24 protein-coding genes and 3 pseudogenes are annotated in these 23,925 nt (G+C 59.2%); 21 read left to right on the top strand and 6 right to left on the bottom strand.

Annotation, left to right across the window (positions count from 1 at the left end; all coding sequences use genetic code 11):
- Positions 1 to 50: 50 nt before the first annotated feature.
- The 3 genes from groL to NXC24_RS25940 form a co-directional block, all read right to left on the bottom strand.
- Positions 51 to 1,679 carry a chaperonin GroEL gene (gene groL, locus NXC24_RS25950; protein ID WP_104826292.1) on the bottom strand — a complete coding sequence of 543 codons (1,629 nt, stop codon included), beginning with the start codon at positions 1,677 to 1,679 and terminating at the stop codon, positions 51 to 53.
- A 40-nt stretch (positions 1,680 to 1,719) separates the two neighbouring features.
- Entirely contained in the window at positions 1,720 to 2,034 is a 315-nt protein-coding gene (gene groES, locus NXC24_RS25945; protein ID WP_104826291.1) for a co-chaperone GroES, read from the bottom strand.
- Positions 2,035 to 2,299: 265 nt separating this feature from the next.
- On the bottom strand, positions 2,300 to 3,133 hold the full coding sequence (locus NXC24_RS25940; RefSeq protein WP_104826290.1) for an IS5 family transposase: 834 nt from the start codon (positions 3,131 to 3,133) through the stop codon (positions 2,300 to 2,302).
- Positions 3,134 to 3,223: 90 nt separating this feature from the next.
- Between NXC24_RS25940 and NXC24_RS36290 the strand changes: the two are divergent.
- From NXC24_RS36290 to NXC24_RS25920, 4 genes and pseudogenes are all read left to right on the top strand, one after another.
- Positions 3,224 to 3,399 (top strand): annotated as a pseudogene (locus NXC24_RS36290) (response regulator); the annotation flags it as partial.
- A gap of 122 nt (positions 3,400 to 3,521) precedes the next feature.
- Positions 3,522 to 3,821: a contact-dependent growth inhibition system immunity protein gene (locus NXC24_RS25930; protein ID WP_104826289.1), complete on the top strand. Its 300-nt coding sequence runs from the start codon at positions 3,522 to 3,524 to the stop codon at positions 3,819 to 3,821.
- A gap of 104 nt (positions 3,822 to 3,925) precedes the next feature.
- A pseudogene (locus tag NXC24_RS25925) lies at positions 3,926 to 4,171 on the top strand (efflux RND transporter permease subunit); the annotation flags it as partial.
- Positions 4,168 to 5,403: an arsenic transporter gene (locus NXC24_RS25920; RefSeq protein ID WP_104826288.1), complete on the top strand. Its 1,236-nt coding sequence runs from the start codon at positions 4,168 to 4,170 to the stop codon at positions 5,401 to 5,403. The pseudogene NXC24_RS25925 and the gene NXC24_RS25920, both read left to right, overlap by 4 nt.
- Before the next feature lie 46 nt (positions 5,404 to 5,449).
- Here NXC24_RS25920 and NXC24_RS25915 read toward each other — a convergent pair whose 3' ends face one another.
- Both NXC24_RS25915 and NXC24_RS25910 read right to left on the bottom strand, forming a co-directional pair.
- Complete coding sequence (locus NXC24_RS25915) at positions 5,450 to 6,142, bottom strand: SMC-Scp complex subunit ScpB (RefSeq protein ID WP_104826287.1); 693 nt, start codon at positions 6,140 to 6,142, stop codon at positions 5,450 to 5,452.
- A 10-nt stretch (positions 6,143 to 6,152) separates the two neighbouring features.
- Positions 6,153 to 6,961 (bottom strand): annotated as a pseudogene (locus tag NXC24_RS25910) (DUF1403 family protein).
- A 379-nt stretch (positions 6,962 to 7,340) separates the two neighbouring features.
- On the opposite strand from NXC24_RS25910, the gene NXC24_RS25900 reads away from it, so the two are divergent.
- From NXC24_RS25900 to NXC24_RS25865, 8 genes are all read left to right on the top strand, one after another.
- Entirely contained in the window at positions 7,341 to 7,595 is a 255-nt protein-coding gene (locus tag NXC24_RS25900) for a type II toxin-antitoxin system VapB family antitoxin (RefSeq protein WP_007538500.1), read from the top strand.
- Entirely contained in the window at positions 7,595 to 7,981 is a 387-nt protein-coding gene (locus tag NXC24_RS25895; protein ID WP_007538498.1) for a type II toxin-antitoxin system VapC family toxin, read from the top strand. The genes NXC24_RS25900 and NXC24_RS25895 overlap by 1 nt, the downstream gene beginning before the upstream one ends.
- Positions 7,978 to 9,048, top strand: a complete 1,071-nt coding sequence (locus NXC24_RS25890; RefSeq protein WP_104826285.1) for a site-specific integrase — start codon at positions 7,978 to 7,980, stop codon at positions 9,046 to 9,048. Before NXC24_RS25895 ends, NXC24_RS25890 begins: the two co-directional genes overlap by 4 nt.
- Before the next feature lie 260 nt (positions 9,049 to 9,308).
- On the top strand, positions 9,309 to 9,608 hold the full coding sequence (locus tag NXC24_RS25885; protein WP_104826284.1) for a type II toxin-antitoxin system prevent-host-death family antitoxin: 300 nt from the start codon (positions 9,309 to 9,311) through the stop codon (positions 9,606 to 9,608).
- The gene (locus tag NXC24_RS25880) at positions 9,605 to 9,976 is read left to right on the top strand and encodes a PIN domain-containing protein (RefSeq protein ID WP_104826283.1); all 372 of its coding nucleotides are present in this window, start codon (positions 9,605 to 9,607) and stop codon (positions 9,974 to 9,976) included. The genes NXC24_RS25885 and NXC24_RS25880 overlap by 4 nt, the downstream gene beginning before the upstream one ends.
- Positions 9,977 to 9,987: 11 nt before the next feature.
- Positions 9,988 to 10,236, top strand: a complete 249-nt coding sequence (locus NXC24_RS25875) for a prevent-host-death family protein (protein ID WP_104826282.1) — start codon at positions 9,988 to 9,990, stop codon at positions 10,234 to 10,236.
- Complete coding sequence (locus tag NXC24_RS25870) at positions 10,233 to 11,375, top strand: site-specific integrase (RefSeq protein ID WP_104826281.1); 1,143 nt, start codon at positions 10,233 to 10,235, stop codon at positions 11,373 to 11,375. Before NXC24_RS25875 ends, NXC24_RS25870 begins: the two co-directional genes overlap by 4 nt.
- 284 nt (positions 11,376 to 11,659) lie before the next feature.
- Positions 11,660 to 13,120 (top strand): L,D-transpeptidase family protein, encoded by a 1,461-nt coding sequence (locus tag NXC24_RS25865; protein WP_104826280.1) that lies wholly within the window; start codon positions 11,660 to 11,662, stop codon positions 13,118 to 13,120.
- 558 nt (positions 13,121 to 13,678) lie between these two features.
- Here the strand turns inward: NXC24_RS25865 and NXC24_RS25860 are convergent.
- Positions 13,679 to 13,909 (bottom strand): DUF1127 domain-containing protein, encoded by a 231-nt coding sequence (locus NXC24_RS25860; protein WP_104826279.1) that lies wholly within the window; start codon positions 13,907 to 13,909, stop codon positions 13,679 to 13,681.
- Positions 13,910 to 14,469: 560 nt separating this feature from the next.
- Between NXC24_RS25860 and NXC24_RS25855 the strand changes: the two genes are divergently transcribed.
- The 9 genes from NXC24_RS25855 (at position 14,470) to NXC24_RS25815 (ending at position 23,821) form a co-directional block, all read left to right on the top strand.
- Positions 14,470 to 15,855: a cache domain-containing protein gene (locus NXC24_RS25855; protein WP_104826278.1), complete on the top strand. Its 1,386-nt coding sequence runs from the start codon at positions 14,470 to 14,472 to the stop codon at positions 15,853 to 15,855.
- Positions 15,852 to 16,496: a response regulator transcription factor gene (locus NXC24_RS25850; RefSeq protein ID WP_104826277.1), complete on the top strand. Its 645-nt coding sequence runs from the start codon at positions 15,852 to 15,854 to the stop codon at positions 16,494 to 16,496. The genes NXC24_RS25855 and NXC24_RS25850 overlap by 4 nt, the downstream gene beginning before the upstream one ends.
- Positions 16,497 to 16,767: 271 nt before the next feature.
- Positions 16,768 to 16,965 carry a DUF3311 domain-containing protein gene (locus NXC24_RS25845; protein WP_104826276.1) on the top strand — a complete coding sequence of 66 codons (198 nt, stop codon included), beginning with the start codon at positions 16,768 to 16,770 and terminating at the stop codon, positions 16,963 to 16,965.
- Positions 16,955 to 18,430: a sodium:solute symporter family protein gene (locus NXC24_RS25840; protein WP_104826275.1), complete on the top strand. Its 1,476-nt coding sequence runs from the start codon at positions 16,955 to 16,957 to the stop codon at positions 18,428 to 18,430. The genes NXC24_RS25845 and NXC24_RS25840 overlap by 11 nt, the downstream gene beginning before the upstream one ends.
- Before the next feature lie 315 nt (positions 18,431 to 18,745).
- Positions 18,746 to 20,107: a TadE/TadG family type IV pilus assembly protein gene (locus NXC24_RS25835; protein WP_104826274.1), complete on the top strand. Its 1,362-nt coding sequence runs from the start codon at positions 18,746 to 18,748 to the stop codon at positions 20,105 to 20,107.
- A complete protein-coding gene (locus tag NXC24_RS25830) occupies positions 20,104 to 20,634 on the top strand; it encodes a TadE/TadG family type IV pilus assembly protein (RefSeq protein WP_104826273.1) in 531 nt (176 codons plus the stop codon). The genes NXC24_RS25835 and NXC24_RS25830 overlap by 4 nt, the downstream gene beginning before the upstream one ends.
- Position 20,635: 1 nt before the next feature.
- Positions 20,636 to 21,220 carry a TadE/TadG family type IV pilus assembly protein gene (locus tag NXC24_RS25825; protein ID WP_104826272.1) on the top strand — a complete coding sequence of 195 codons (585 nt, stop codon included), beginning with the start codon at positions 20,636 to 20,638 and terminating at the stop codon, positions 21,218 to 21,220.
- Positions 21,221 to 21,492: 272 nt separating this feature from the next.
- On the top strand, positions 21,493 to 22,746 hold the full coding sequence (locus tag NXC24_RS25820; protein ID WP_104826271.1) for an aromatic ring-hydroxylating dioxygenase subunit alpha: 1,254 nt from the start codon (positions 21,493 to 21,495) through the stop codon (positions 22,744 to 22,746).
- A complete protein-coding gene (locus tag NXC24_RS25815; RefSeq protein WP_104826270.1) occupies positions 22,736 to 23,821 on the top strand; it encodes an FAD-binding oxidoreductase in 1,086 nt (361 codons plus the stop codon). The genes NXC24_RS25820 and NXC24_RS25815 overlap by 11 nt, the downstream gene beginning before the upstream one ends.
- The last annotated feature ends 104 nt before the right edge of the window (positions 23,822 to 23,925 follow it).

Here is a 23,925-nt window from a genome sequence, read left to right as displayed (position 1 = left end):
TGTGAAGAGGAGGCCCGCCCTTGGCGAATTGGGCGGACCTCCTTGATCCATTAGAAGTCCATGCCGGCGCCCGCAGGCAAGGCCGGTGCGGCTTCCTTCTTGGGCTTCTCGGCGATCATGGCCTCGGTCGTCACCAGCAGGCCGGCGACGGAAGCGGCATCTTGAAGCGCCGTGCGCACGACCTTCGCCGGATCGATAACGCCCTGAGCGTAAAGATCGCCATATTGATTGGTTTGAGCGTTCCAGCCGAACGAAAACTCACTCTTCTCGCGCAGCTTGCCGACCACAATCGAGCCTTCCGCGCCGGCATTCTCGGCGATCTGGCGAACCGGCGCCTCGATCGCCCGACGGACAATGTCGACGCCAACGCGTTGGTCGTTATTCTCGGTCGTGAGCCCGTCAAGCGTATTGACGGCTCGCAGCAGGGCGACACCGCCACCGGGCAGGATGCCTTCCTCGACGGCGGCGCGCGTCGCATGCAGCGCATCGTCGACGCGATCCTTCTTCTCCTTGACTTCCACTTCCGTCGAACCGCCGACGCGGATTACTGCGACCCCCCCGGCGAGCTTGGCCAGTCGTTCCTGCAGCTTTTCGCGGTCGTAGTCGGAGGTGGTTTCCTCGATCTGCGCCCGGATCTGGGCAACACGCCCATCGATCTCAGACTTTGAACCGACGCCGTCGATAATCGTCGTGTTTTCCTTTTCGATCGCCACCTTCTTGGCACGACCAAGCATGTTCAGCGTCACGTTCTCGAGCTTGATGCCGAGATCTTCGGAAATGACAGTGCCGCCCGTCAGGATGGCGATGTCTTCGAGCATGGCCTTGCGGCGATCGCCGAAGCCCGGAGCCTTGACGGCAGCGATCTTCAGACCACCGCGCAGCTTGTTGACGACGAGCGTAGCAAGAGCTTCGCCTTCGACGTCTTCAGCGATGATAAGGAGCGGCTTACCCGACTGCACCACGGCTTCGAGGATGGGCAGTATGGGCTGCAGATTCGACAGCTTCTTTTCGTGGATGAGGATATAGGGCTCTTCGAACTCGACCCGCATCTTTTCGGCATTGGTGACAAAGTAGGGGCTGAGATAGCCGCGGTCGAACTGCATGCCTTCGACGACTTCCAATTCGGTTTCGGCGGTCTTCGCTTCCTCGACCGTGATCACACCGTCGTTTCCGACCTTCTCCATTGCCTCAGCAAGAAATCGGCCGACCTCGGCATCGCCATTGGCAGAAATCGTACCAACCTGAGCGATCTCGGAATTGTTGGAAATCTTGCGAGCATTGGTCTTCAGTTCCTTAACCACAGCGTCGACGGCGAGATCGATGCCCCGCTTCAGATCCATCGGGTTCATGCCTGAGGCAACCGCCTTGGCGCCTTCCTTGACGATTGCCTGCGCAAGAACGGTTGCGGTCGTGGTGCCGTCGCCGGCGATGTCGTTGGTCTTCGAAGCAACCTCGCGGAGCATCTGCGCTCCCATGTTTTCGAACTTGTCTTCCAGTTCGACTTCCTTGGCGACGGTGACACCATCCTTGGTGATGCGCGGGGCGCCGAAGGACTTGTCGATAACGACGTTGCGGCCTTTCGGGCCGAGCGTGACCTTCACGGCATTAGCGAGCACGTCGACCCCACGCAGCATGCGTTCACGGGCATCGGTATGAAACTTGACTTCTTTCGCAGCCATTTCTTTAACTCCTCAATAGGCAGCTATCTGACTGTTGATCTCACGCAGCATTCTTCTGATCGGTCTGGGCTTCGATGATACCCATGACATCGCTTTCCTTCAAAATAAGCAGATCTTCGCCATTGATCTTGATCTCGGTGCCGGACCATTTGCCGAACAGGATGCGATCGCCGGCCTTGACGTCGAGCGCTTGGATCTGACCGGCATCGTTACGCGCGCCGGGGCCAACGGCGATAACCTCGCCCTCTTGCGGCTTTTCCTTGGCGGTTTCTGGGATGATGATACCGCCCTTGGTCTTTTCTTCGGATTCGACCCGGCGGACGAGAATGCGATCGTGAAGTGGTCGGAACGACATGTTTTCCTCCGATGGACAAACAATGATGACGTTGTTCCCCTGGCCGGACCGGATGACCAGTCCGGGCGGGTGCAAAACCTCGATCGAGCTTTTTGCGCGAAATGATCTGGTTTTGCGATTTTTCGATTTCAAGAGAATCAAACGAAAAAATTAGCACTCAGGCGATATTGCTGCTAAATGGCCGGAAAGGAACAGCAAGCCGGCTCATTCTCGGCCCATGCTCCCAAACATTGCTGCTCCTCTCAGAGGCTGACTCAAAAAGAATTCAGCGATATCGGTATCTTGCGAGGCGGCGTGTTAGCATTCGGATGTGAGCGATGGTGATCCATGCCTCGGCGGATGCGATTGATCTCTCCAAATCCTTAGCCAGTCGTCGGCAGCGGCCGAGCCATGCGAAAGTCCGCTCCACCACCCAGCGGCGCGGCAGGACGGTGAAGGCTTTCGCATGGTCCGAGCGCTTGACGATTTCCATCGTCCACTGACCGATCTTTTTCAGCCGCCCCTTGAGCTTGTCGCCCGCATAGCCGCCATCGGCAAAGACATGTCTGAGCCAAGGCCACCGGTGACGAATGGATTTCAAGAGATCGGCGGCACCGTCTCGATCCTGGATATCCGCCCCATGCACTATCAGCCCGACCATGAGCCCCAGCGTATCGACGACGATGTGCCGCTTGCGACCCTTGACTCTCTTGCCGGCGTCATAGCCGGAAATCCCGCCGCTTTCGGTGGTTTTAACACTTTGGCTGTCGATCACACCGGCGCTCGGCGATGCCTTTTTGCCTTCCAGTTCGCGCGCCTCCATCACCAGATGATGATTGATCCGCCGCCACAGGCCTGTCGCCCGCCATTCATAGAAATAGGCCTGCACCGTCGTAAATGGTGGGAAATCCTTCGGCAGCATCCGCCATTGGCAGCCCGTCGAAGCAAGATAAAGCAGCGCATTCACCACGTCGCGCAAATCCGTCCGGCGCGGCCGGCCCAGTCGTTTCGGTCCAGGTAGAAAAGACGCGATCAAACTCCATTCCCGATCCGTCAGGTCGCTTGCATAGCGGCTCGCGCGTCGTGCATATTGCCGCCGGGTGAAATCAGTCCAGCCCATAATGGTCTCCGTTCGTCCTAAGCAAACAAACGGAATCACAACTGACTGATTTCACTCAACTCTTTTTCGGTCAGGCTCTCAGAGCAGATAAATATCCCCTTTATTTTTCTGACCGCAATGACAGACAAGCAGAACGTCATCATGGGATTGCGCGCCGGGCAGCCGATTATCTCACCAAGCCGATAGATTTTGAGATTCTGCTGGCCAAAGTTGAAGGTTGCCTTGCTCATTTCGAAAACGACATCAGGAGCGGCCGGGCATTCTAGCCGGCCAGCGCCGCACACTCTTGTGCTACTGTTTCCAGCCCAACCTCTAAGGTTATTGTCGTGTTGGTGCGCGATACATCGATTCCCTCGGGGTACAAGATACTTACGGGATACCCAACTTCATGATCTCTCATCCTGCACTGTTCCAATTTTTCGCTGGTTACTTTCATCAGGATTTCGGCCTCGAGGGAGAAACGGATATCCAGATTGTCACGGCATTCAAGCGTAACGAACCTCCTTCTGTTGTTGAAGAAGTCAGAGATAATTTGCGCGACGTTATTGAGCGCTGTGAAAATGAGGAGCTTAGCGCTGATGATTTCTTAGAAGAAAACGAATGCTATTATTATTATGCGGCGGAACAAAAAACAGGATCGGAGTGGATGAAAAAACTATATGATCTTCTAAAAATGGAAGATCTATAGCATATGAAGATTATATACCATAAGAGTACTATAGAGATAAAATGATTGGAATAAGGGAATTTTTGGAAAAAGACGAAATTGCTCAAAGCAAAGTTCATTGGCTGACGATGGCAGCCCTTCTCGGTGGACTGCCGCTCGCCATCGGCCATGGAGCCGGTTCCGAACTGCGCCAGCCGCTCGGCTATGCCATCGCCGGCGGGCTGCTGGTCAGCCAATTGCTGACCCTCTATACGACCCCCGTCATCTACCTGCTGCTCGACAGTCTTCGTAACGGGGCCGCTGGGCAGATCGAAACTCGCTCCACGGACCAGGACGTCGATCGGCAATTTCACATCCGAGGCAAAGCATGAATACACCGCTCTATACCTCAGCCATCGCCGCAGCCACTGCCGCTGGGGTGGTCACCCGCCCGTTTCGACTGCCCGAAGCCGTCTGGGCTGTCGGCGGAGCAATGCTCATCTTCATCCTCGGCATCATACCACCTGCGGAGGTATGGTCCGGGATCACCAAGGGCTTCGACGTCTATCTCTTTCTGATCGGCATGATGCTGCTGTCGGAACTCGCTCGGCGGGAAGGCCTGTTCGACTGGATCGCCGTCATAGCCACCTCATACGCGAAGGGATCTTCGCGACGGCTGTTCGTGCTTGTCTATGTCGTTGGCATCATCGTGACTGCGTTGCTCTCAAACGACGCGACGGCCGTTGTCCTGACGCCGGCCGTCTACGCGGCATGTCGCGCAGCCAACGTGAAGGATCCACTTCCCTATCTTCTGATCTGCGCGTTCATTGCCAATGCCGCAAGCTTCGTGCTGCCCATCTCCAATCCTGCCAATCTGGTGATTTTTGCGGGCGGTGAAATGCCGCCGCTGTCCCGTTGGATGAGCACATTCCTGGCGCCGTCCATCGTGTCGATCGTCCTGACGTTCATGGCACTCTATTGGTCCCAGCGGCGTGCCTTGGCAGACGACACGATCGCTCCGCAGGTCGAGCGCCCGCGACTGACGCTCTCTGCCAAACTGGCCGGAGGCGGCCTGATCTTGACCGCGATCTTGCTCCTTGCGGCATCTGCGATGCATCTTAACCTCGGCATTCCAACCTTTGTCGCCGGCGTCCTGACGACCCTACTCGTTCTGGCAAACGTCCGGCAGCATCCGATCGGCATTATCCGAGACGTGAGCTGGAGCGTGCTGCCGCTGGTGGGCGGCTTGTTCGTCATCGTCGAGGCTATCAATCATACTGGCGTGACTGCGGTGCTTGTCGAGGAACTGAGAACGATCAGCTTGCAGTCCGAGTCGCGGGCTATCGCCATCGCTGGCATAGGCGTCGCGTTTCTCTCCAACCTCGTCAACAACCTGCCCGCCGGACTGTTCGCAGGGAGCGCCGTTCAAGCCGCGCAAGTTTCGGATCGTGTCGCGGGCGCAGTCCTTATCGGCGTCGATCTGGGTCCGAACCTTTCTGTGACGGGTTCGCTTGCGACGCTACTGTGGCTTTCGGCGCTTCGGCGGGAGGGCTTGAGCGTCAGCGCGGGCTCATTTCTGAAGGTGGGGGTAGTGGTGATGGTTCCCGGCTGTTGTCGTCGCTAGTAATATAGCTCCTGGTACCTTGATCTAAGGCAGCATCGGTCGAGTTCTATGCAATCGTCTCTCCATCGACGTCATCTGTTGGACCGTAAAGCGGCTCAGCCGCCATTGTCTCTCGGCCCAGTAGTCCCGCATCCTCCAGTGCTTCGAGGTTCGGCAGGTCACGTAGCGTCTCCAGGCCGAAAGCAGCGAGGAAATGTTTGGTCGTCACATAAGTATAAGGTGCCCCCGGCGTTGGGCTGCGCGGTCCGGAGCCGATGAAGCCGGTACCTCGCAGCGCACCAATCGTGTCGCGGCTGATCTCCCTGCCGAAAATTTTTGACAGCTCGCCACGCGTCACCGGCTGGAAATAGCCGATCGCCATCAGCACCATAGCCTCGAACTCCGAGAGCGCCGCGGCCCCTCGCCTTGTCGGCGCCGACGACGCGCGGATCGTCTCGGCAAAACGCACCCGGGTGCGGTGCTGCCAGCCGCCGGCGACCGACACCAACTCATACGGCCGGTCACGGAGTTCCTCGACCAGATCGTCGATCAGCAGGTCTATGCTGCAATCCTTGCCGACCACCCGGGCCAGTGTTTCGCGGCTGACCGGCTCAGCCGCGGCAAAAATCACCGCCTCCACCCGCAGCATCCATTCGCGCCAGCGCAGCTCTGGCGGAAGGTCGTCCAGTTCGCGATCGTACAGGACATCGTCCTGGGGATTTCTTTTGGCGTTGCGGCGTGGCTGCGGCGTCGCGCTCATACCGGCCGCCTCACAATCCAAAGATCCGAAAGGACGACCGGCCGGACAGCCCGCGCACGGCCTCAAAACCTTCGAGCCGCTCGAACAACCGGGTGGCGGCCCAGCGCGACAGGTTACTGCCGGGCGCCGACGCTGGCACGGCGTCCTCGTTCAGCAATCTGCGGATCACGGCCTCGGCGCCTTTGGTGCGCAGCTTCGGCGCGACGGCGAGCAGCTGTGCAGCCCGGCGATCGATCGCGGCGGCGGAGCGCAGTGCGGCATCGACGGCGGTGAACAGCGTCAGGCAGACGGCCCGCGCGAAGCCTTGATCGCCGGGCCGCAGGCGTCCCCTGCCGTCTGATGTCTTGAAGGCTGGCCCATAACGCTCGGCCATCAGCAACGGCACGGGCCGGTCCCAGGTCAGCATGGCGGCGATCAGACTATCGGCAAGCGTGAAGGCCAGCACCTCGGCATCCGGACGCACGGCCACAATCGCCGTCACCAGCTCGGCCGCGGCGAACGGTGGCGATCGACCGGACTGCAGCGATGCGTCGGCAAAATCGACGGCAGCCGCCAGCCGGTCGTCCCAGGCCAGACCGAGCAGATCGGCGAGCTCGGCGATGGCTTTCGACGAAAAGTTCGGTTTCCGGCCGGCTCGGCCGGTCCGGGATCGTCGCCCGGAGGCGTCAGCAAAACGGCATCGCGCAGCGCTTTCTCGTCCTCGGTTCGACCCGACCATCGCACCGCCATTGCGGCACATTTCAGGGCCTGGCGGGAGCGCCAGCAACCCGCGTAGACGTAATGCGATCGAACAAAATCATCGAGTGATTTCAGCGCGATACCGGCGGCGACGGCGGCATCCGGCTCCTTGAGATCGCGCCCACGCGGAACCGTCTAGGCCGGCAACGGGGCCGGCGGCGCAGAGATCGAAGCAGGTGCGAAGGCGAACGAATCCATACCGCGAGCTTATATCGCGCGTGCAGTTTATGCCACTATTTTCGGCCATAACAGCACACCCTGTCGTCAAGTAAAAACGTCCGATAATCTTGCCTTATCGGACGTATTGTGTTTTATATAGAGAATGGCCGTTTTCGCGGTCCTCAACCCCGTTAGCGCATGCTTGCCGGGCTGAGCGTCGCCAGAATTCGCGTCCGCAGGTGTCGCCTGCGTCGCAGGTCATTAGGTAGATTATATATATCAAGGAACCTGGACACCTGCAATGGCGCTGAGCATCAAAGACCCCGAGACGGAGAAGCTCGCGCGCGCACTCGCTGCGCGCACCGGCGAAACCATCACCATCGCGACGCGGCGCGCGCTGGAAGAGCGCCTCAAGCGTATGGGATCGCAAGCGAAGAAGGCTGCCCTCCTCGACGACATGGAGGCGATGCGGCGACGCTTGAGCGCTCTGCCGGTTCTCGATGATCGCAGTCCGGATGAAATCATCGGTTACGACGAAAACGGTATTCCGAACTGATGGTGATCGATACGTCAGCGATCGTCGCGATCTTTTTCAATGAACCGGATGCCCTCTACTACAGCGAACGCATTGCCGACGATCCCGTCCGGCTGATTTCGGCGGCAACGCTCGTCGAAGCCGCGATGGTCATCGAGGGACGCTTCGGCGAGGCAGGCGGAGCAGAACTCGATCTCTGGCTGCACAAGACCAATCTGGAGGTCGTTGCGGTGACCTCCGAGCATGCCGACCAGGCCCGCCGAGCCTGGCGCCGCTACGGCAAGGGTCGCCATCCTGCCGGCCTGAATTACGGCGACTGCTTCTCCTATGCCCTCGCCGCGCTGACCGGCGAGCCGCTGCTCTTCAAGGGGAACGACTTCAAACAGACAGATGTCGAGGCGGCATGAAGAATAGCGGCGAAATCGTCCTTGAGACGGAGCTGCCGAAGGCTCCGCCCTCCCCTGCCCCGCAGCCGGCGTCCAGCCTACCGGGTCATCTGCAAGATCTCAGCGATCGCGCGCGCGGCTATGTCGAGGCGGCCAGCTCCGCCAACACACGCCGCGCCTATGCCAGCGACTGGAAACATTTTTCCGCCTGGTGTCGGCGCTCGAACCTGACGCCCCTTCCAGCCGATCCACAAATCGTCGGCCTCTACATCACCGCTTGTGCGTCCGGCACCGCCGAACGTGGTATGAAGGCCAACTCTGTGTCGACCATCGAACGGCGGCTGTCCGCCCTCACCTGGAACTACACGCAACGCGGCATGCCGATCGATCGACAGGATCGCCATATTGCCACCGTTCTTGCCGGTATCCGCAACACCCACGCCACCCCACCCCGCCAGAAGGAAGCGGTGCTGCCGGAGCAACTGATCGCCATGCTCGAGACCCTGGATCGCGGCAGCCTGCGCGGCCTGCGCGACCGCGCCATGCTGCTGATCGGCTTTGCCGGCGGCCTGCGCCGCTCGGAGATCGTTGGCCTTGATCTCGGCCGCGACCAGACCGAGTACGGGCGCGGCTGGCTCGAGATCCTTGACAAGGGCCTGCTCGTCACCCTGCGCGGCAAGACCGGATGGCGCGAGGTCGAGATCGGCCGCGGCTCGTCCGATGGGACCTGCCCGGTTGTCGCGGTCGAGACCTGGATCAGGTTCGCGCGGATTGCCAAGGGTCCTCTCTTCCGCAGGGTGACGGGTGAAGGCAAGGATGTTGGGCCGGATCGGCTGAACGATCGCGAGGTCGCTCGTCTTGTCAAGAAGACGGCGCTCGCGGCCGGCGTCGGGGGCGACCTCAGCGAAGCGGAGCGCGCCGAAAAATTCTCCGGTCACTCGCTGCGCGCCGGTCTGGCGTCCTCCGCGGAGGTCGACGAGCGCTATGTCCAGAAGCAGCTCGGCCATGCCAGTGCTGAAATGACGCGGAAATACCAGCGTCGGCGCGATCGCTTTCGGGTCAATCTCACCAAGGCGTCGGGGCTGTGAGGCCCCTCCCCTGCTCCGTATGAAATCGCTAGGTGAAAAATGGGTGCTGGATTTTTCGCTTAGCGCTTCAATTGAAATCGGTAAGTAAAAGCCACAGTAACGGAAGTGAATTGTCCTCTCGTTTCCGTCACTCCCCATGATGCTCCAGGTTACGCCTCACTTCCGATAAGTGCTGCTTATCGGAAGCGAGATGTACAGACGCCTTGTACGCGCGTATTTGCGGTGCTATTGTGGCCTCAAAGCCAATATCGGGGCGCAAAATGCCGCAGACCAGCTACAAGATCAGCGAGGCGCGCAAAAACTTCGCCGAGGTGCTCGAACGCGCCAACCACGGCGAGGAAATTTTGATTATGCGCGGCAACGAGATCTATGCCCGCATCGGCCCGGCCAACGGCGGCAAGCGGCCGTTCGGCCTCTTGCGCCAGCGCGGCCTGCCGGACGATCTGTTCGATGCGGTCGATGCGGTCGACGCGGAACAGGCGGCAATCGACGCCGGCGACTGGAACGACGACCTCGGCGTCTGGCAAGGCAAGCCTGGCGATCGCGAGTCCAAGGCATGAAGGTGCTGCTCGACAGCCATGCCGTCTACTGGTGGACGATCGGCAGCGACCGGCTGTCGGCAAAGGCCCGAGCCCTGGTCGAGGACAAGATGAACACCGTGCTCGTCAGCGCGGTGTCCTTCTACGAACTCGACAACAAGATGAAGAAGCTCGACCTCAAGCCGCAGGAATTGCGCGCCGCGGTGGCAGCCAGCGGCCTGCAGACGCTCGCTATCAGCGATCTGCATGCCGAACTGGCGGCAAGCTTCGACTGGGACCACCGCGACCCCTGGGACCGGATTCTCGCCGCCCAGACGCGGCTCGAGCATTGCACCTTTGTGTCGCTCGACACTGCCTTCGATGCGGTGCTGCATGAACGGGTCTGGTGAAGGGAACGGCCATGAAGATCTGCGTCGAAATTGCCGAGGCGTCCGAGCGGCTGGAGGAATTGATCGCTCTCGCTTTGCGTGGCGACGAGGTCGTCATCGGCCGGGACAGCCAGCCGATCGCCGTCCTTGAGGCTCTTCCCCACAGCGGCCAAGGCACGATGGATGATGTCTGGGCGCTGGCGGCCGAGGGGCGACCCGCCAACGCTGATCAGACCTCAAATCACGACGATTTTTACGACGAACACGGATTGCCCCTATGAGCAGTTCTGCATCTTCCTCGATCGCGGCACGCGCCGAAGCCCTCGACAGCATCGCCGCGGTGCTGCCGATCGACCGACGCGATAAGCTCGCCGAAATCCTCACCGACCAGGACGTCGAGACGCTCAAACACCTGGTCAACGAAGGCATGGGCGCCAACACGCTGCGGGCCCTGACCTCCGACCTCGCCTATCTCGAGGCCTGGTCGCTGGCATCCACAGGCTCTCCCCTCCCCTGGCCGGCGCCGGAGGCGCTGCTGCTGAAGTTCGTCGCGCATCACCTCTGGGATCCGGCGCGGCGCGAACACGATCCCGAGCACGGCATGCCGGCCGAGGTCGACCAGGCATTGCGAGACGGCGGTTTTCTGAGAACATCGGGACCACATGCGCCGGCGACCGTCGGACGACGGCTGGCCAGTTGGTCGACACTGACGAAATGGCGCGGTCTCAGCGGCGCCTTCGCCTCCCCTGCCCTCAAGTCCGCGATCCGGCTGGCGGTGCGCGCCGTGCCGCGGCCACGCCGCCGCAGGAGTGCCAAAGCGGTGACATCAAATGTTTTGGGCAAACTGCTGGCGACCTGCGGCGAGGACAATCTGCGCGATCTGCGCGACCGCGCCATCCTGATGGTCGCCTTCGCATCGGGCGGCCGCCGGCGCAGCGAGGTCGCCGGCTTGCGCAAGGAACAGCTGACGGTCGAGGCGCCGGTTGCAGCCGAGGACGGAAGTCCCCTCCCCTCGCTCTCCATCCATCTCGGCCGCACCAAGAATTCCGGCGCGAGCCAGGACGAAGTTGTCTATCTAACTGGTCGGCCGGTCGAGGCGTTGAATGCCTGGCTGGCGGCCGCTAAGATTGACAGCGGCAGTGTGTTTCGGGGAATCGACCGCTGGGGCAATGTGTCTCGCCGCGCGCTCGATCCGAAGGCGGTCAATGATATCGTCAAGTTGCGGGTAAATATGGCCGGGCTGGAGGTTGGGGAGTTTTCGGCGCATGGGCTGCGATCGGGCTATCTGACGGAGGCCGCCAATCGCGGCATTCCGCTGCCCGAAGCGATGGAGCAGTCGCGACATCGGTCGGTGCAGCAAGCCTCGAACTATTACAACAGTGCAACCAGACGCAGCGGGCGGGCAGCTCGACTTCTTTGAAGACCAGAGCGGCCCAAGGTTATGCCAGCTATGCCCCGCGTCAGACGGCGATGGGATCTCTTGGCGTTATCTTCGGCGGCGCGATTGACCTTCAAATCGCCTCTTTATGCGTCCAAGGCATCGGCAGGTTCACGCGAATTTCGATAGTTCGAAACAATGGCATGTCGGCCTCGATGGCCGAACCACTCTCGGAGCCCGTGGACAGATACTCAAGTCACGTTGTGGGACAAAAGATGAAACGAAGTCTAGCCGTTTGTGCACTCCCGTCTTTCGTTGGTCTATGCATGCTTTCAGCAAGTGCGCTGGCAGCGCCCACCAAGCCGCCGGAAGCCTCGCCGGCGGCGCTTGCGGATGCGACGCAATCGTCAGTTCCCTACGCCGGTCCGGCGCGCCGGATTGCCGAACTCTCGCCACAGGGTAATGTATCGCCACTAGCCACGCTTTTTGATCCCGTAGCCGCGAGTGAGGCAAAGATCTTCCGCGAAATGAGCAGCCTGCAAGTGCCTATGAACGTCGATATCGCGGAAATCGTCGAGGCGTACTACAATCAACCGAAGGCGAAGCTCGTCTGGGTGGACGGCAAGGGTGCGACGGCGAAGGCTGCACAGGCACTCAACCTTATGAAACAGGCCGGTGACTGGGGATTAACGCCAGAGGACTACGCCATGTCGGCAACGTTCGAGTCCCTGCCGCAAGGCTCACCAGAGCGCGTAAAGGCGCTGGCCCGATTCGAGGTAACGTTGTCCAGTAAGATGCTGATGTTCTTGCAGGACAATTTCCGTGGGCGCATCGATCCGAACCAGTTGTCCCATTATTACGATTTCAAACGCAAGCCGGTCGATCTGAAGGCAACGATGTCTCAGCTATCCGTCTTGCCCGATCTCCTGCCCGCCTTCGACCGACTGATGCCGGGCAACCCGAAATTTGGCCAGCTTGCTGCCGAGCTTCACTATCTGCGGACATCCGGACAAGGACCGGACACCGCCGCCGATATCAATAAGGTAATTGTAGCCATGGAGGAGATTCGTTGGCTACCGCAGCAATTCCCGCAGCGGTACGTCTTCATCAACCAGCCCGCCTACATGGCATATTATAACGAAAACGACCAGACCACACTTTCGATGAAGGCCGTTATCGGCCAGCAGGACCATCAGACAAATTTCTTCAATGCGTCGATCAAGACGGTCGAATTCAATCCTGATTGGGGTGTGCCGCAATCGATCATTCACAATGAGATGCTGCCACATTTGAAGCGCGATCCGGCCTATTTGGACAAGGAAGGCTATATCGTTTCCGTGAAGGGGAAGCAGATGCCGTCTGCGAAGGTCGATTGGTCTCAGCCGCTCGAGAATATATCGGTTGTCCAGCCGCCAGGGCCAGATAATGCGCTCGGGCAATTGAAGATCCTCTTCCCCAATGCCCACGACATCTACATGCACGACACGCCGGCTCGCGGCAAATTCGCGTCTCAGGACCGCATGTTCAGCCACGGCTGTGTGCGTCTGGAGAACCCCCGTGGCATGGCGGCGGCCGTCCTCAATCAGACGGTCGACTTCGTCAGCCAGCAGATAGCGGCTGGAGAGAAGAAGGACATGCCGCTTCCTGAACAGGTGCCTGTCTATGTTGCTTACTTCACCGCATGGCCGACTACAGACGGAACTGTCGAATATTACGACGATATCTATGGACGCGACGCGGAAACGTTGAATGCGATGGCGGTCACTACGTCAAGCCGCACCCAGTAGTGCCGCCCACCACCAGTGCGGTCACTTGGCAGTTAAATGCCAGACCTCGCCAGAACGGCCGCATGCTTACGATTAACTGCCATGCGACAAGCGGAATACCTTGCAGTCGATCGAACGCTCGCCGTCACACCACGGCGTGAGAGGGAGGGCTCCCCCTCATCCGGATTGCTCAGGCAGGCGTTCCTCTCCTCCCCTTCCTCCTATCCGCGGAATTTCAGGCATTTCCGCCGAGATTGACCACCAGAGCGCGTTTTCGAGTGCATTGCGAAGGATGCCCGTCCGATGCGGCCGTTAGAGTCTGGCGGGGCTGCATTTAGATCACAAAAAACGCTTGCAACCGTTCGTTTTCTCACGCATTCATTATCTGTACACACCCCGCGAAAAACGGGCCAGATCTAATTTTATCCCTCCAAAAATATTGCAGCAGAGCTACATGGCGCCCCCAATCGAGAGCGCGCCATGCCAATATAGCGACGGTTCCAAACCGGCCCGAACGGGTCGGGAATGGAGCGAGAGGCGTCTCTGACACCCCTTGTCCTTGCCTGTCATTCCGGCCGCTCACCAAGCCTTGAAATTCCAAACCGGAAGTTTGCACACATCCTCACCGTCCGGAAGGCCGATATCCTGGCGCATGCGATTGGACAGATGAGAGGTTTGGTTTGCCTCTTGATGGCGCCGCCAGACGGCGAGAAACAACGCAAACGCGGTCTTCCGAGCGCCGAATTTCAGGCAGAGTTCATTAACCGTTGCCGAAAGGGTATCAGCAACCAAAGATTGTGCTTCGCGCATAGTGTCTTTCCCGGCGCAACGACGCAACCAGGTCCTTTCGAAGGTCAAAAGACGCGCAGATAACGGACGCGAAAATACGAACGTTCGTTCCGGTAGCCGGTCACGTCAAGATAACAGGGAAAATGCTAAACGGCAGAGAATCCGAGGGCTTAGAAAGCCTGGTGCCAATGTCGGCTTGGGCTCGAAGCGCAGCGCATCGATACCACCACGGCCATTCCGCCAGAGAAGCGTCTAAACATGACAATTGATTTCATTTCACGCCTCCTCTGATTTGATTGCGGATGCGCGTATGGTACACGAGATCGGTCAATCGGCAAGCATGCAATTTCACATTGCAGGAAATGGAGCGAGATTCGTTGCGGAAATGCAACACCGTGCCGACCCGCCCGCCTTCTGCTCGCTATTATTCGGCCATTCATTGAGTGACATGTCTCCCCCTTTGGCAGGCGTCACACTTGACCGCGCATTGCCCTTGCCGCTTTAGTGAAAAATGTTTCGGCGGTCCGTGAAGGGGAGAGACGCGGACGAAATTGGCCGGGAAACCTTGGGGAGGACCTCTCTTGTCGCTAAGACATCAGATCATTGCGCTGGCGATCATTCCGCTCGTGGTCGCGATTCTGGCGATCACGAGTTTCATCACTTGGCAGTCGGCGAACCTTACCCAAGTCAATATCGCGACATTCGAGCAGAACATGCTGAAAGCCAAGGAAACCGAAATCCTCAACCTGACCAATCTTGCCCTTTCGGCGATCCAGGCGACCTACGGAGATGCGGCCGCGGACGATCAGGCGGCCAAGGAAAAGGTAGCGGCGATCCTGACTTCGCTCGACTACGGCAAGGACGGATATTTCTTTGTCTATGACTATGACGGCAACAATATCGTCCATCCGCGCCAAATCTTCCGGCATGGCCGCAATTGGCTCGATCTGACTGATCCCAACGGCGACAAGGTCATCGCCGAGCTGATCGCGACTGCAAAGGCGGGCGGCGGCCTGCACCAATACAAGTGGCAAAAGCCATCCAGCGGCCAGGTGGCCGACAAGCTGTCCTTCGTCGTCGGGCTCGACAAGTGGCGCTGGGTCGTCGGAACTGGCGTCTATCTCGACGACGTTTACGCGCAGACGGCGGCGGCAAATGCGAGCATGCGCGCCAGTATCAAAAGCACCTTTGTGATCGTGGCGCTGATTGCCGTTCCCGCTGTTATCGTCGTCTTCACGACCTGCATGCTGCTTACTTTTCACGAGCGGCGCATGGCCGACGGCAGGCTCAAGGCACTGACCCAGCGGGTGATCGACACGCAGGAGGAAGAACGCGCCCGGCTTGCCCGAGAGCTGCATGACGGCATTTCGCAAAATCTACTCGGCGTCCGCTACGCCATGGATCTTGCCGGCCGCAAAGTCAGGACCGACGTCAACGATGCGGCGCTCACTATCGAGCGTGGCGTGGAGGCGCTGAATGGCGCGATCAAGGAGATCCGGCGGCTGTCCCACGATCTGCGCCCGCGTGTGCTCGACGACATGGGTCTCACCGCAGCGCTCGAGGCTTTGTGCCATAACTTCGAGGAGCGGAGCGGGATCACGACCGAAATCGAAGCGACCGGTTTCGTCGATCGGCTAAAACCCGAGGCCAGCACGGCTCTCTATCGCGTTGCTCAGGAGGCATTCAACAATGTCGAGCGGCATTCCGGTGCGAGCCGCCTCGCGGTAAAACTTTGGAGCGACGGCGGGCGGGCGCGCATGACCATCTCCGACAACGGCACGGGCTTCGGCGACGCCAGAACGGCAGCCGTCGGCGGGCACGGTCTAGGTCTGCGCAACATGCAGGAGCGAATGGCGCACTTCCGCGGCCTGCTTCTGATCGACAGCACGGCCGCTGGCACGACATTGACAGCAATGATGCCGAAATCAGCCAATACGCAGCCCCGCGATCAGGTCAAAGCCGCATGACAGCGCGTCCCAAGATCAAGGTACTGCTGATCGACAACCACCCGCTGGTGATCGATGGGCTGAAAGCGGTGCTCGAAACCTACGATCATATAGAGGTCGTAGGAACGGCAGGGCTGGCACAGGCCGGCCTGGACATCGGGCGCGACACGCGGCCCGAGGTTGTGCTGATGGATATCAACATGCCGAAGCTAAATGGGATCGACGCCATCGAACTCTTTCGAAACGAATTGCCCGAGGCGCGCGTCGTCATGCTCTCCATGCATGACAGCCGGGAATACATCTCCTCCTCCGTGATGCGCGGTGCCGCCGGCTATGTCCTCAAGGATGTCTCGACCGACGAAATCGTTTTGGCCATCGAGACGGTGGCTGAGGGTGGAACATACTTCTCGTCCGGTGTCGTCGACGTGCTGATGGAGCGGAAGAGCGGAAACGACACGGATTCCCTGACACCGCGCGAGCGCGATATCCTCGGCCTCATTGTTTCCGGAAGGAGCAACAAGGAGATGGCCGAGGCCCTTGGCATTACGCCCGCCACGGCCGAGACGCACCGCAAGAACGTCAAGAAGAAGCTCAACATTGCAACGACCGCAGGCCTCATCCGCTATGCGCTCGATCACGGCATCAGCGTCAAAACGCGATGAATCGACGTTCTACCCACTTCTGGGTAGGCCCGACCATTTCACTCCGTAGCCATCTTGTCTGACGAAAATCGTCACCATAGGACTTTACTGCGGCTGGCTTCAGGGCGAGCCGTTGGGAGGAATTCAAATGCATTGCGTCTGCTGCCGTTCAACCGGGGAACCTGTTGCAACGGCACGAGCCAAGCTGGCCTCGGCTGGCGACTGACAGGCTCGCCTTCCACGCTGACAACCGCAACTTGCCGCCACGTGTGGCGCCCGGAAGGTATCTGACATGGAAAAATCACGGAGCAAGGCAGCGCTTTGGCTGCTCGTCATTCCCTATATCGGCCTGCTCTGGCCATCCCTCTATAATATGCGCGAGCCGGCCTTGTTCGGTTTTCCCTTCTTCTACTGGTACCAGCTTCTCTGGGTGCCGATTACCGCGGCGCTGACCTTCATCGCCTATCGGAGCGTGCGCCATGACGACTGAGATCGACAGCACGGCGCTCGCCGTCTTCCTCTTCTTTTTCGCGCTCGTAACAATCTTGGGCTTCGTCGCGTCCCGCTGGCGCAAACCAGCCACGCTTGCCCATATCGACGAATGGGGCCTCGGCGGCCGCAGCTTCGGCACCTGGATCACCTGGTTCCTGGTTGGTGGTGATTTCTATACGGCCTATACGGTGATTGCCGTCCCGGCACTGGTCTACACGGTCGGCGCTTATGGCTTCTTCGCTCTGCCCTATACGATCGTCGTTTATCCCTTCGTCTTCATGGTGATGCCGGTTCTCTGGAAACGGGCAAGGGATTTCGGCTACGTGACCGCCGGTGACGTCGTGCATGGCCAATATGGTTCGCGCGCACTCGAACTCGCCGTAGCGGCGACCGGCGTCATCGCTACCATGCCCTATATCGCGCTGCAGCTCGTCGGCATGACCACGGTCCTGAAGGCTCTCGGCCTGCATGGCGAACTGCCGCTGGCGATCGCGTTCATTGTGCTGGCGCTCTACACCTATTCGGCTGGCTTGCGCGCGCCAGCTTTGATCGCCTTCGTCAAGGACATCATGATCTACATCGTGGTGATCACTGCTGTGGCACTCATTCCCTCAAAACTCGGCGGCTATGCCAACGTATTCGCTGCAGCCGATGCCGCATTCCAGGCCAAGGGATCCGGCAACCTACTCCTCGGCGGCAACCAGTATGTCGCCTATGCGACGCTCGCCTTGGGCTCGGCGCTCGCGGCCTTCATGTACCCGCATACTTTGACGGGCATCTTCGCCTCGAACAGCGGCAAGACGATCCGCAAGAATGCCGTCTTGCTGCCAGCCTATACGCTGCTGCTGGGTCTTCTTGCCCTGCTCGGCTATATGGGCCATGCCGCTGGCCTGAAGCTCGAAAGCCCCAATGATGTCGTGCCGGCGCTTTTCAAGACGCTGTTTTCAGGCTGGTTCTCCGGCTTCGCCTTCGCGGCGATTGCGATCGGTGCCCTGGTTCCGGCGGCGGTGATGAGTATTGGCGCGGCAAACCTCTTCACCCGCAATTTCTGGAAGGCCTATGTCAATCCAGAGGTAAGCAGCGCGGGCGAAGCCAAGGTCGCCAAACTGACCTCGCTCGTGGTCAAGGTGGGTGCCCTGCTCGTCATCATCTTCCTGCCGACACAGTTTGCGCTCGACCTGCAATTGCTGGGCGGCATCTGGATCCTGCAGACGCTTCCTGCCCTGGTCTTCGGCCTCTACACCAATTGGTTCCGTGCGCCGGGCCTGCTTGCTGGCTGGTTCGTCGGCTTCATCGGCGGCACCTTCCTCGTCTGGGATGCCGGCTGGAAGCCGCTGCACCTGATCAGCCTCGGCGGAGAACCGTTCACCATCTATACCGGCCTGCTTGCTCTTGCGGCAAACATCGCCGTAGCGGTGGTGATCAACGCCGTCGTGCCGGCAAGGACCCCGGCGCGGGCTTGAAGCAAAAAGCCGAAGGACCGCAACAATGCGGTCCTTTGGATGAACACCATCTAGGGAAGGCATGCGATCGGAACCCCTATCCTGCTCCTAGAAAAGCGGCACAAAACGACCGTTTCACCACTTCCCGCACCTCACTTTAGGACGCGCGGAATTATCATACTAATATCCAGAATACGCAGACATATACAATAAGCGAAAGGAATATCCGATTGACGGCGGCGCTTGCCTCCGGAACACGTAAGAATGCACAGAGGGTTAACCTTCTTCGACACGTTATCGTCATCACTATTTTTATGAAATAAGTGATGGTGGTTTTTGAGCTCGGATTTTTCATATTCACTTAGTCGGCTCTTTAAAATCCTTCGCCGTCTGCGAAAGGATAGAGGCGGCAACGTCGCCATCGTCACTGCCCTCGCCATGGTGCCCATGCTCCTCGCTGTCGGCGCGAGTTTCGACTATATCCGGGCCTACAATGTCAGGCAGAGCATGCAAAGCGATCTTGACGCGGCCTTGATCGCCGCCGTCAAACAGATCGACACCGAAGACACCGACGCTCTCAAGGAAAAGGTTTCCGACTGGTTCCATGCGCAGGTGGAAAGCAGCTATACGCTTGGCGACATCGAAATCGATACGAGCAACCATCGCATAACGGCAACGGCAAGCGGCACCGTTCCGACGACTTTGATGCAGCTCGCGAATATCACTACCGTTCCCGTCAGCGTATCAAGTGCCGTCAAAGGGCCGGCCACGTCCTATCTCAACGTGTACGTCGTCATCGACAAATCCCCTTCGATGCTTCTGGCGGCAACGACTGCGGGACAGCAGACCATGTACTCCGGCATCGGATGCCAGTTCGCCTGCCACACGGGCGATGCACATACAGTCAGCGGCACGTACTACGCCAACAACTATGTCTATAGCACCGCGAAGAAGATAAAGCTGCGCGCCGACGTTGCCGTGGATGCCGTCAGCGAAGTGCTCGATATGATTGACGAGTCCGACAGCAATCATACACGTATCAAAGTCGGACTATACAGCTTGGGTGACACGGCCACGGAAGTTCTGGCTCCCACCCTGGATACCACGACCGCGCGCAAACGCTTGTCCGATGACAGTTACGGACTCACAAGCGCAACGTCGACGACCTACACCTATTTTGACGTCGCCTTGACGGCGCTGAAGAAGATGGTCGGTACCGGTGGGGACGGCACCTCCTCGGCCAAACCGCTCAAACTGGTTCTCCTGCTGACGGACGGCGTTCAGTCGCAGCGCGAATGGGTAACCGACGGAGTGACATGGAAGAACAATAAGGCTGTGTCCGGGCTATACTGGTACAAGGTGGCGCCGCTTAATCCGGATTGGTGCGGCTACGTCAAGAACCAGTCCGCCACCATGGCGGTTCTCTATACCGAATATCTGCCGATCACCACGGACTGGGGCTATAACGCAACCGTCGGTTCGACCATGGCCAGCGCCAATTGGAAGAGCACCTGGGGCGGCACCATGGATAGCGGCGTATCGACAAGCATTACGAGACGCGACTATATCCCCTATGCGCTTGCCGACTGCGCATCTTCCAAGAGCCTGTTCATTTCTGCTTCGTCGTCGACGGACATCACGACGGGTTTGTCAGCGCTCTTTACGCAATATCTCTCATCCGTGCGGCTCACCCAATGAGGCAAGCGAAACCGTTTGCACTCCTGCGCCGCTTCCTCGCCGATCGCCACGGCGTCGCCGCGATCGAATTCGCGATCCTGGCCATACCGCTGTTTATGTTCATATTTGCGACCATCGAAGTGTCGCTGATGTTTTTCGTGAACTCCGCACTGGACGCTTCGGTGCAAAAGATCTCGCGAATGATCCGTACCGGCGAGGTCGCATCCTCCAACCTCACATTGGCCGATTTCAAGGCAAAAATTTGTGCCGACATGCTCCTGTCGTTCGAATGCTCCGATAGTCTTTTGGTAAAGGTCGACGTACTTTCCGACATATCGACCGTCGCTAGCACCGATCCCATCGACAGCAGCGGCAATCTCACCGTCACCGAGACTTATAATATCGGCAAGGGCAGCGATTACATCCTCGTGCAGGCGTTTCTGCCCTGGACCGCCGTCGTCAATTTTCTCACCTTGTCGAGCGCCGAGCTTTCTGATGGCCGCTATCTGCTCGGATCTTCCGTTCTGTTCCGCAACGAGCCTTTCTAACATGATCCCGAAACGGAACCTGTCCTTTCGCCGGTTGACCAAATTCTCTGTTCGTTATCTGGCACGCGATCGGTCGGGTGCTTCGGGCGTGGAATTCGCTCTCCTGTTGCCGCTCCTGACAGCTCTCCTGTTTGGCGCCGTCGATCTTGGCCATGCGCTCACGGTCAGCCGGAAAATAGACGAGATTGCCTCCACCACGGGCGATATGATTTCGCAGCAGGGCACCTGGACACAGTCCGACGTCGCAAAGCTTCTTACCGGCGCAAGCTTCATCCTGCAGCCTTATGACACCACAGGGCTGACGATCACGGTCTCAGTGAACGATATCAGCAGCACTGGCAGCGCGACGGTCAACTGGTCTGCCGCGTTCAATACGTCCGCCCTTAGCTCCGGCGTGGCAAGCTCAGTCACGATACCATCGCAGATACAGGAAGACGGCGTGCAGGTCGTGCTGACGCGGGTGAAATATACATTTACAACCCCCGTCTCGGCCTTCTTTGCTACTTTTACCGGCACGGACGGCTATAGCTTCGACCGCTATTTCTTCAATCGTCCAAGAGCCAGCGACAAGATCACTTACAAATAGGCCGGAAGATCAGCTCTCGGCATCTCGCGCCTACGGGAATCTCTGACAGAGCCGCTATCTCCCGCAGATCCGTGTCATCTGGTCCCAGGCCCGCAGCCTCCGTTTTTAAGCCACTCAATGAATTGCAAGAGCCCTGCATCGTGAGCTCTCACGACGACGTACCGTCGCTCCTTTTGACATTACTATAAGTTATGCGAAAGCAGCAAATTTATGCCGTTGAAGGGTCGGCCAGTTGGGCGAAGAATTGGACATCAAATTCATGAGGTCAGTTCATGCTACAGACATTCGCTTCGTCGATTTCCTCGCTGCTCGACAGCCGCGCCGACGGTCATTCGCTTCCCGCCGGACTCTACATTAGAGACGATGTCTTCGAGGCTGACCTCGATGTCTTTTTCAGGAAGCATTGGATCTGCATCGGCCTCGACTGCGACGTTCCGGAACCGGGCGACGCTACGGTCGTCGACATCGGCAACAGCAGCCTGATCATTCTGCGTGACGACGACAACCAGATCCGCGTCGTCCACAACGTCTGCCGCCATCGCGGCGCCCGTATCCTGGACGCAGGATCGACGGTCATTTCGAAGCTGGTCTGTCCCTACCATCAATGGACCTATGAGCTCGACGGCACGCTAGCGCACGCGCCCCATATGGGCATCGACTTCGACAAGAGCTGCAAGAGCCTCCGACCGGTGAACTTCAAGTCGATCGGCGGACTGATCTACGCCTGCCTTTCCGACAATCCTCCCGAAGACATCGACCGGCTCGAGCAGGTTATGACCGAGCGCCTGGCTCCATACGATATCCGCAATGCGAAGGTGGCCCACCAGACTGACGTCATTGAGAACGGCAACTGGAAGCTCACGATGGAAAACAATCGCGAGTGCTATCACTGCTCCGCCAACCATCCGGAGCTGTGCGTGTCGTTCGTCGATCTCGACTTCGGCTTCGATCCAGAGGCGTTGAGCCCGGAAGATCTGGAGGAGGCCAGACAGCACGAAGCGCTCTATGCCGAACGCACCAGAAGCTGGGAAGCAGACGGTTTTCCGTCCGCCGCCGTCGAACAGCTCGTGGACTGCGCCACCAACTTCAGAACCCAGCGCCTCATCATCGCCGGCGCCGGCGAATCCCAGACGCCTGACGCGACGGCTGCGTGCTCGAAGCTGCTCGGCAGCATGACGCGAAAGGATCTCGGCGACACCCATCTCTGGGGTCACAATAGCTGGAACCACTTCATGGGTGACCACGCCGTCGTGTCTATCGTCATTCCGCTTTCGGCCGGAAAGACGCTGGTTCGCACCAAGTGGCTGGTTCACAAGGATGCCATCGAGGGTGTGGATTACGATCTGCAGAAGCTGACCGACGTCTGGATCGCAACGACCGATCAGGACTCCGAACTCGTAGGCAGGGCGCATGCAGGCGCTCTTGATCCGGCCTATCTTCCCGGCCCCTACTCGCGCTTCTCGGAGACCACCCTCGACAAATTCGCAACCTGGTACATCGATCGGATGCGCGCAAATGGATACTAACGCGATGCAGACTTCGTTGGCTCCGCAGAGAGCGGAGTTCTGGGATAGCGAGCGCGACGACACGCTCGTGTGCCTCGACGTTCATCAGGAGACGCATGACGTGAAGAGTTTCACGTTTGCGTCCCCTGCGGGAAAGCATTTCGCCTTCCAGGCGGGTCAGTACTTTCTTTTCGACTTTGCCATGGGTGCGGAGACCGAAAGCCGCTGTTACAGCATCTCGTCCTCGCCGCAGCGGACAAACGCGTTCACCGTAACGGTGAAGCGGGTTGCGAACGGCAAGGTTTCGAACTGGCTTCACGACAACATGGCCGTCGGAACCACCGTCAAGGCGCAGGGGCCGCTGGGGCACTTCGTTCGCCCCAGCACAGCCAGGAAGTTCCTGCTGCTATCCGGCGGCTCGGGCATCACTCCGGTCATGTCCATCCTTCGGGATTGCGGCGACACATGCCGCCCCACCGATATCGTCTTCATGCACGCGGCACGCACCCCGCGGGATCTCATCTTTCGCGAAGAGCTTTCGAACCTTGCCGTAAGGATGAAGACCGTCAGGCTGCATTTCCTTCCAGAGGTCGTGACCGGCGAGCCGTCCTGGTCCGGCCTGACGGGCCGGATCTCCGCCGAATTCATGAAGCTTGCCGTTCCGGACATCGCCGGACGGACCGTAATGTGCTGCGGCCCCGCGCCCTTTATGGCCGCGGCCCGCACGATCGCCGGGGATCTCGGAGTACCTTCGTCGAGCTATATCGAGGAGAGCTTTGACGCCGCGGTGATAGACGAAAACGAGATCGCCGCGCCGGAAGTGCCGATTGGAAAGGTATATCAGGTCGAGTTCTCGAAGCAGGCACGCAAGATCGAGGTGGCCGACGAGCAGACGATATTGAGCTGCGCGAAGAAAGCCGGCGTAAGGATTCCCTCCTCCTGCGCCAACGGTGTCTGCGGCACCTGCAAGTCGAAGCTGGTCTCGGGCTCCGTGGATATGAAACACAATGGTGGTATCCGCCAGCGCGAGATCGACGCGGGACTGTTTCTTCCCTGCTGCTCCAAGCCTCTGAGCGATCTCGTCATAGAGCGATAAACCAGTCGCTTTAGGTGACGCCGGCATCGCTACCTCTGTTTCGGTTGCCAGAGGATCCGTCTGAAGCGCTGGGGGCGCGCCTTCCGACGCACATCAAGGCATCA

The sequence above is a fragment of the Rhizobium sp. NXC24 genome, from assembly GCF_002944315.1.
Lineage (GTDB): Bacteria > Pseudomonadota > Alphaproteobacteria > Rhizobiales > Rhizobiaceae > Rhizobium.
This window is presented reverse-complemented; position numbering and strand designations above follow the sequence as displayed.

Bases quoted from the DNA above. Each gene is read 5' to 3' on its own strand.
- groL (WP_104826292.1), bottom strand. From the start codon at position 1,679: ATGGCTGCGAAAGAAGTCAAGTTTCATACCGATGCCCGTGAACGCATG.
- groES (WP_104826291.1), bottom strand. From the start codon at position 2,034: ATGTCGTTCCGACCACTTCACGATCGCATTCTCGTCCGCCGGGTCGAA.
- NXC24_RS25940 (WP_104826290.1), bottom strand. From the start codon at position 3,133: ATGGGCTGGACTGATTTCACCCGGCGGCAATATGCACGACGCGCGAGC.
- NXC24_RS25930 (WP_104826289.1), top strand. From the start codon at position 3,522: ATGATCTCTCATCCTGCACTGTTCCAATTTTTCGCTGGTTACTTTCAT.
- NXC24_RS25920 (WP_104826288.1), top strand. From the start codon at position 4,168: ATGAATACACCGCTCTATACCTCAGCCATCGCCGCAGCCACTGCCGCT.
- NXC24_RS25915 (WP_104826287.1), bottom strand. From the start codon at position 6,142: ATGAGCGCGACGCCGCAGCCACGCCGCAACGCCAAAAGAAATCCCCAG.
- NXC24_RS25900 (WP_007538500.1), top strand. From the start codon at position 7,341: ATGGCGCTGAGCATCAAAGACCCCGAGACGGAGAAGCTCGCGCGCGCA.
- NXC24_RS25895 (WP_007538498.1), top strand. From the start codon at position 7,595: ATGGTGATCGATACGTCAGCGATCGTCGCGATCTTTTTCAATGAACCG.
- NXC24_RS25890 (WP_104826285.1), top strand. From the start codon at position 7,978: ATGAAGAATAGCGGCGAAATCGTCCTTGAGACGGAGCTGCCGAAGGCT.
- NXC24_RS25885 (WP_104826284.1), top strand. From the start codon at position 9,309: ATGCCGCAGACCAGCTACAAGATCAGCGAGGCGCGCAAAAACTTCGCC.
- NXC24_RS25880 (WP_104826283.1), top strand. From the start codon at position 9,605: ATGAAGGTGCTGCTCGACAGCCATGCCGTCTACTGGTGGACGATCGGC.
- NXC24_RS25875 (WP_104826282.1), top strand. From the start codon at position 9,988: ATGAAGATCTGCGTCGAAATTGCCGAGGCGTCCGAGCGGCTGGAGGAA.
- NXC24_RS25870 (WP_104826281.1), top strand. From the start codon at position 10,233: ATGAGCAGTTCTGCATCTTCCTCGATCGCGGCACGCGCCGAAGCCCTC.
- NXC24_RS25865 (WP_104826280.1), top strand. From the start codon at position 11,660: ATGCTTTCAGCAAGTGCGCTGGCAGCGCCCACCAAGCCGCCGGAAGCC.
- NXC24_RS25860 (WP_104826279.1), bottom strand. From the start codon at position 13,909: ATGCGCGAAGCACAATCTTTGGTTGCTGATACCCTTTCGGCAACGGTT.
- NXC24_RS25850 (WP_104826277.1), top strand. From the start codon at position 15,852: ATGACAGCGCGTCCCAAGATCAAGGTACTGCTGATCGACAACCACCCG.
- NXC24_RS25845 (WP_104826276.1), top strand. From the start codon at position 16,768: ATGGAAAAATCACGGAGCAAGGCAGCGCTTTGGCTGCTCGTCATTCCC.
- NXC24_RS25840 (WP_104826275.1), top strand. From the start codon at position 16,955: ATGACGACTGAGATCGACAGCACGGCGCTCGCCGTCTTCCTCTTCTTT.
- NXC24_RS25830 (WP_104826273.1), top strand. From the start codon at position 20,104: ATGAGGCAAGCGAAACCGTTTGCACTCCTGCGCCGCTTCCTCGCCGAT.
- NXC24_RS25825 (WP_104826272.1), top strand. From the start codon at position 20,636: ATGATCCCGAAACGGAACCTGTCCTTTCGCCGGTTGACCAAATTCTCT.
- NXC24_RS25820 (WP_104826271.1), top strand. From the start codon at position 21,493: ATGCTACAGACATTCGCTTCGTCGATTTCCTCGCTGCTCGACAGCCGC.
- NXC24_RS25815 (WP_104826270.1), top strand. From the start codon at position 22,736: ATGGATACTAACGCGATGCAGACTTCGTTGGCTCCGCAGAGAGCGGAG.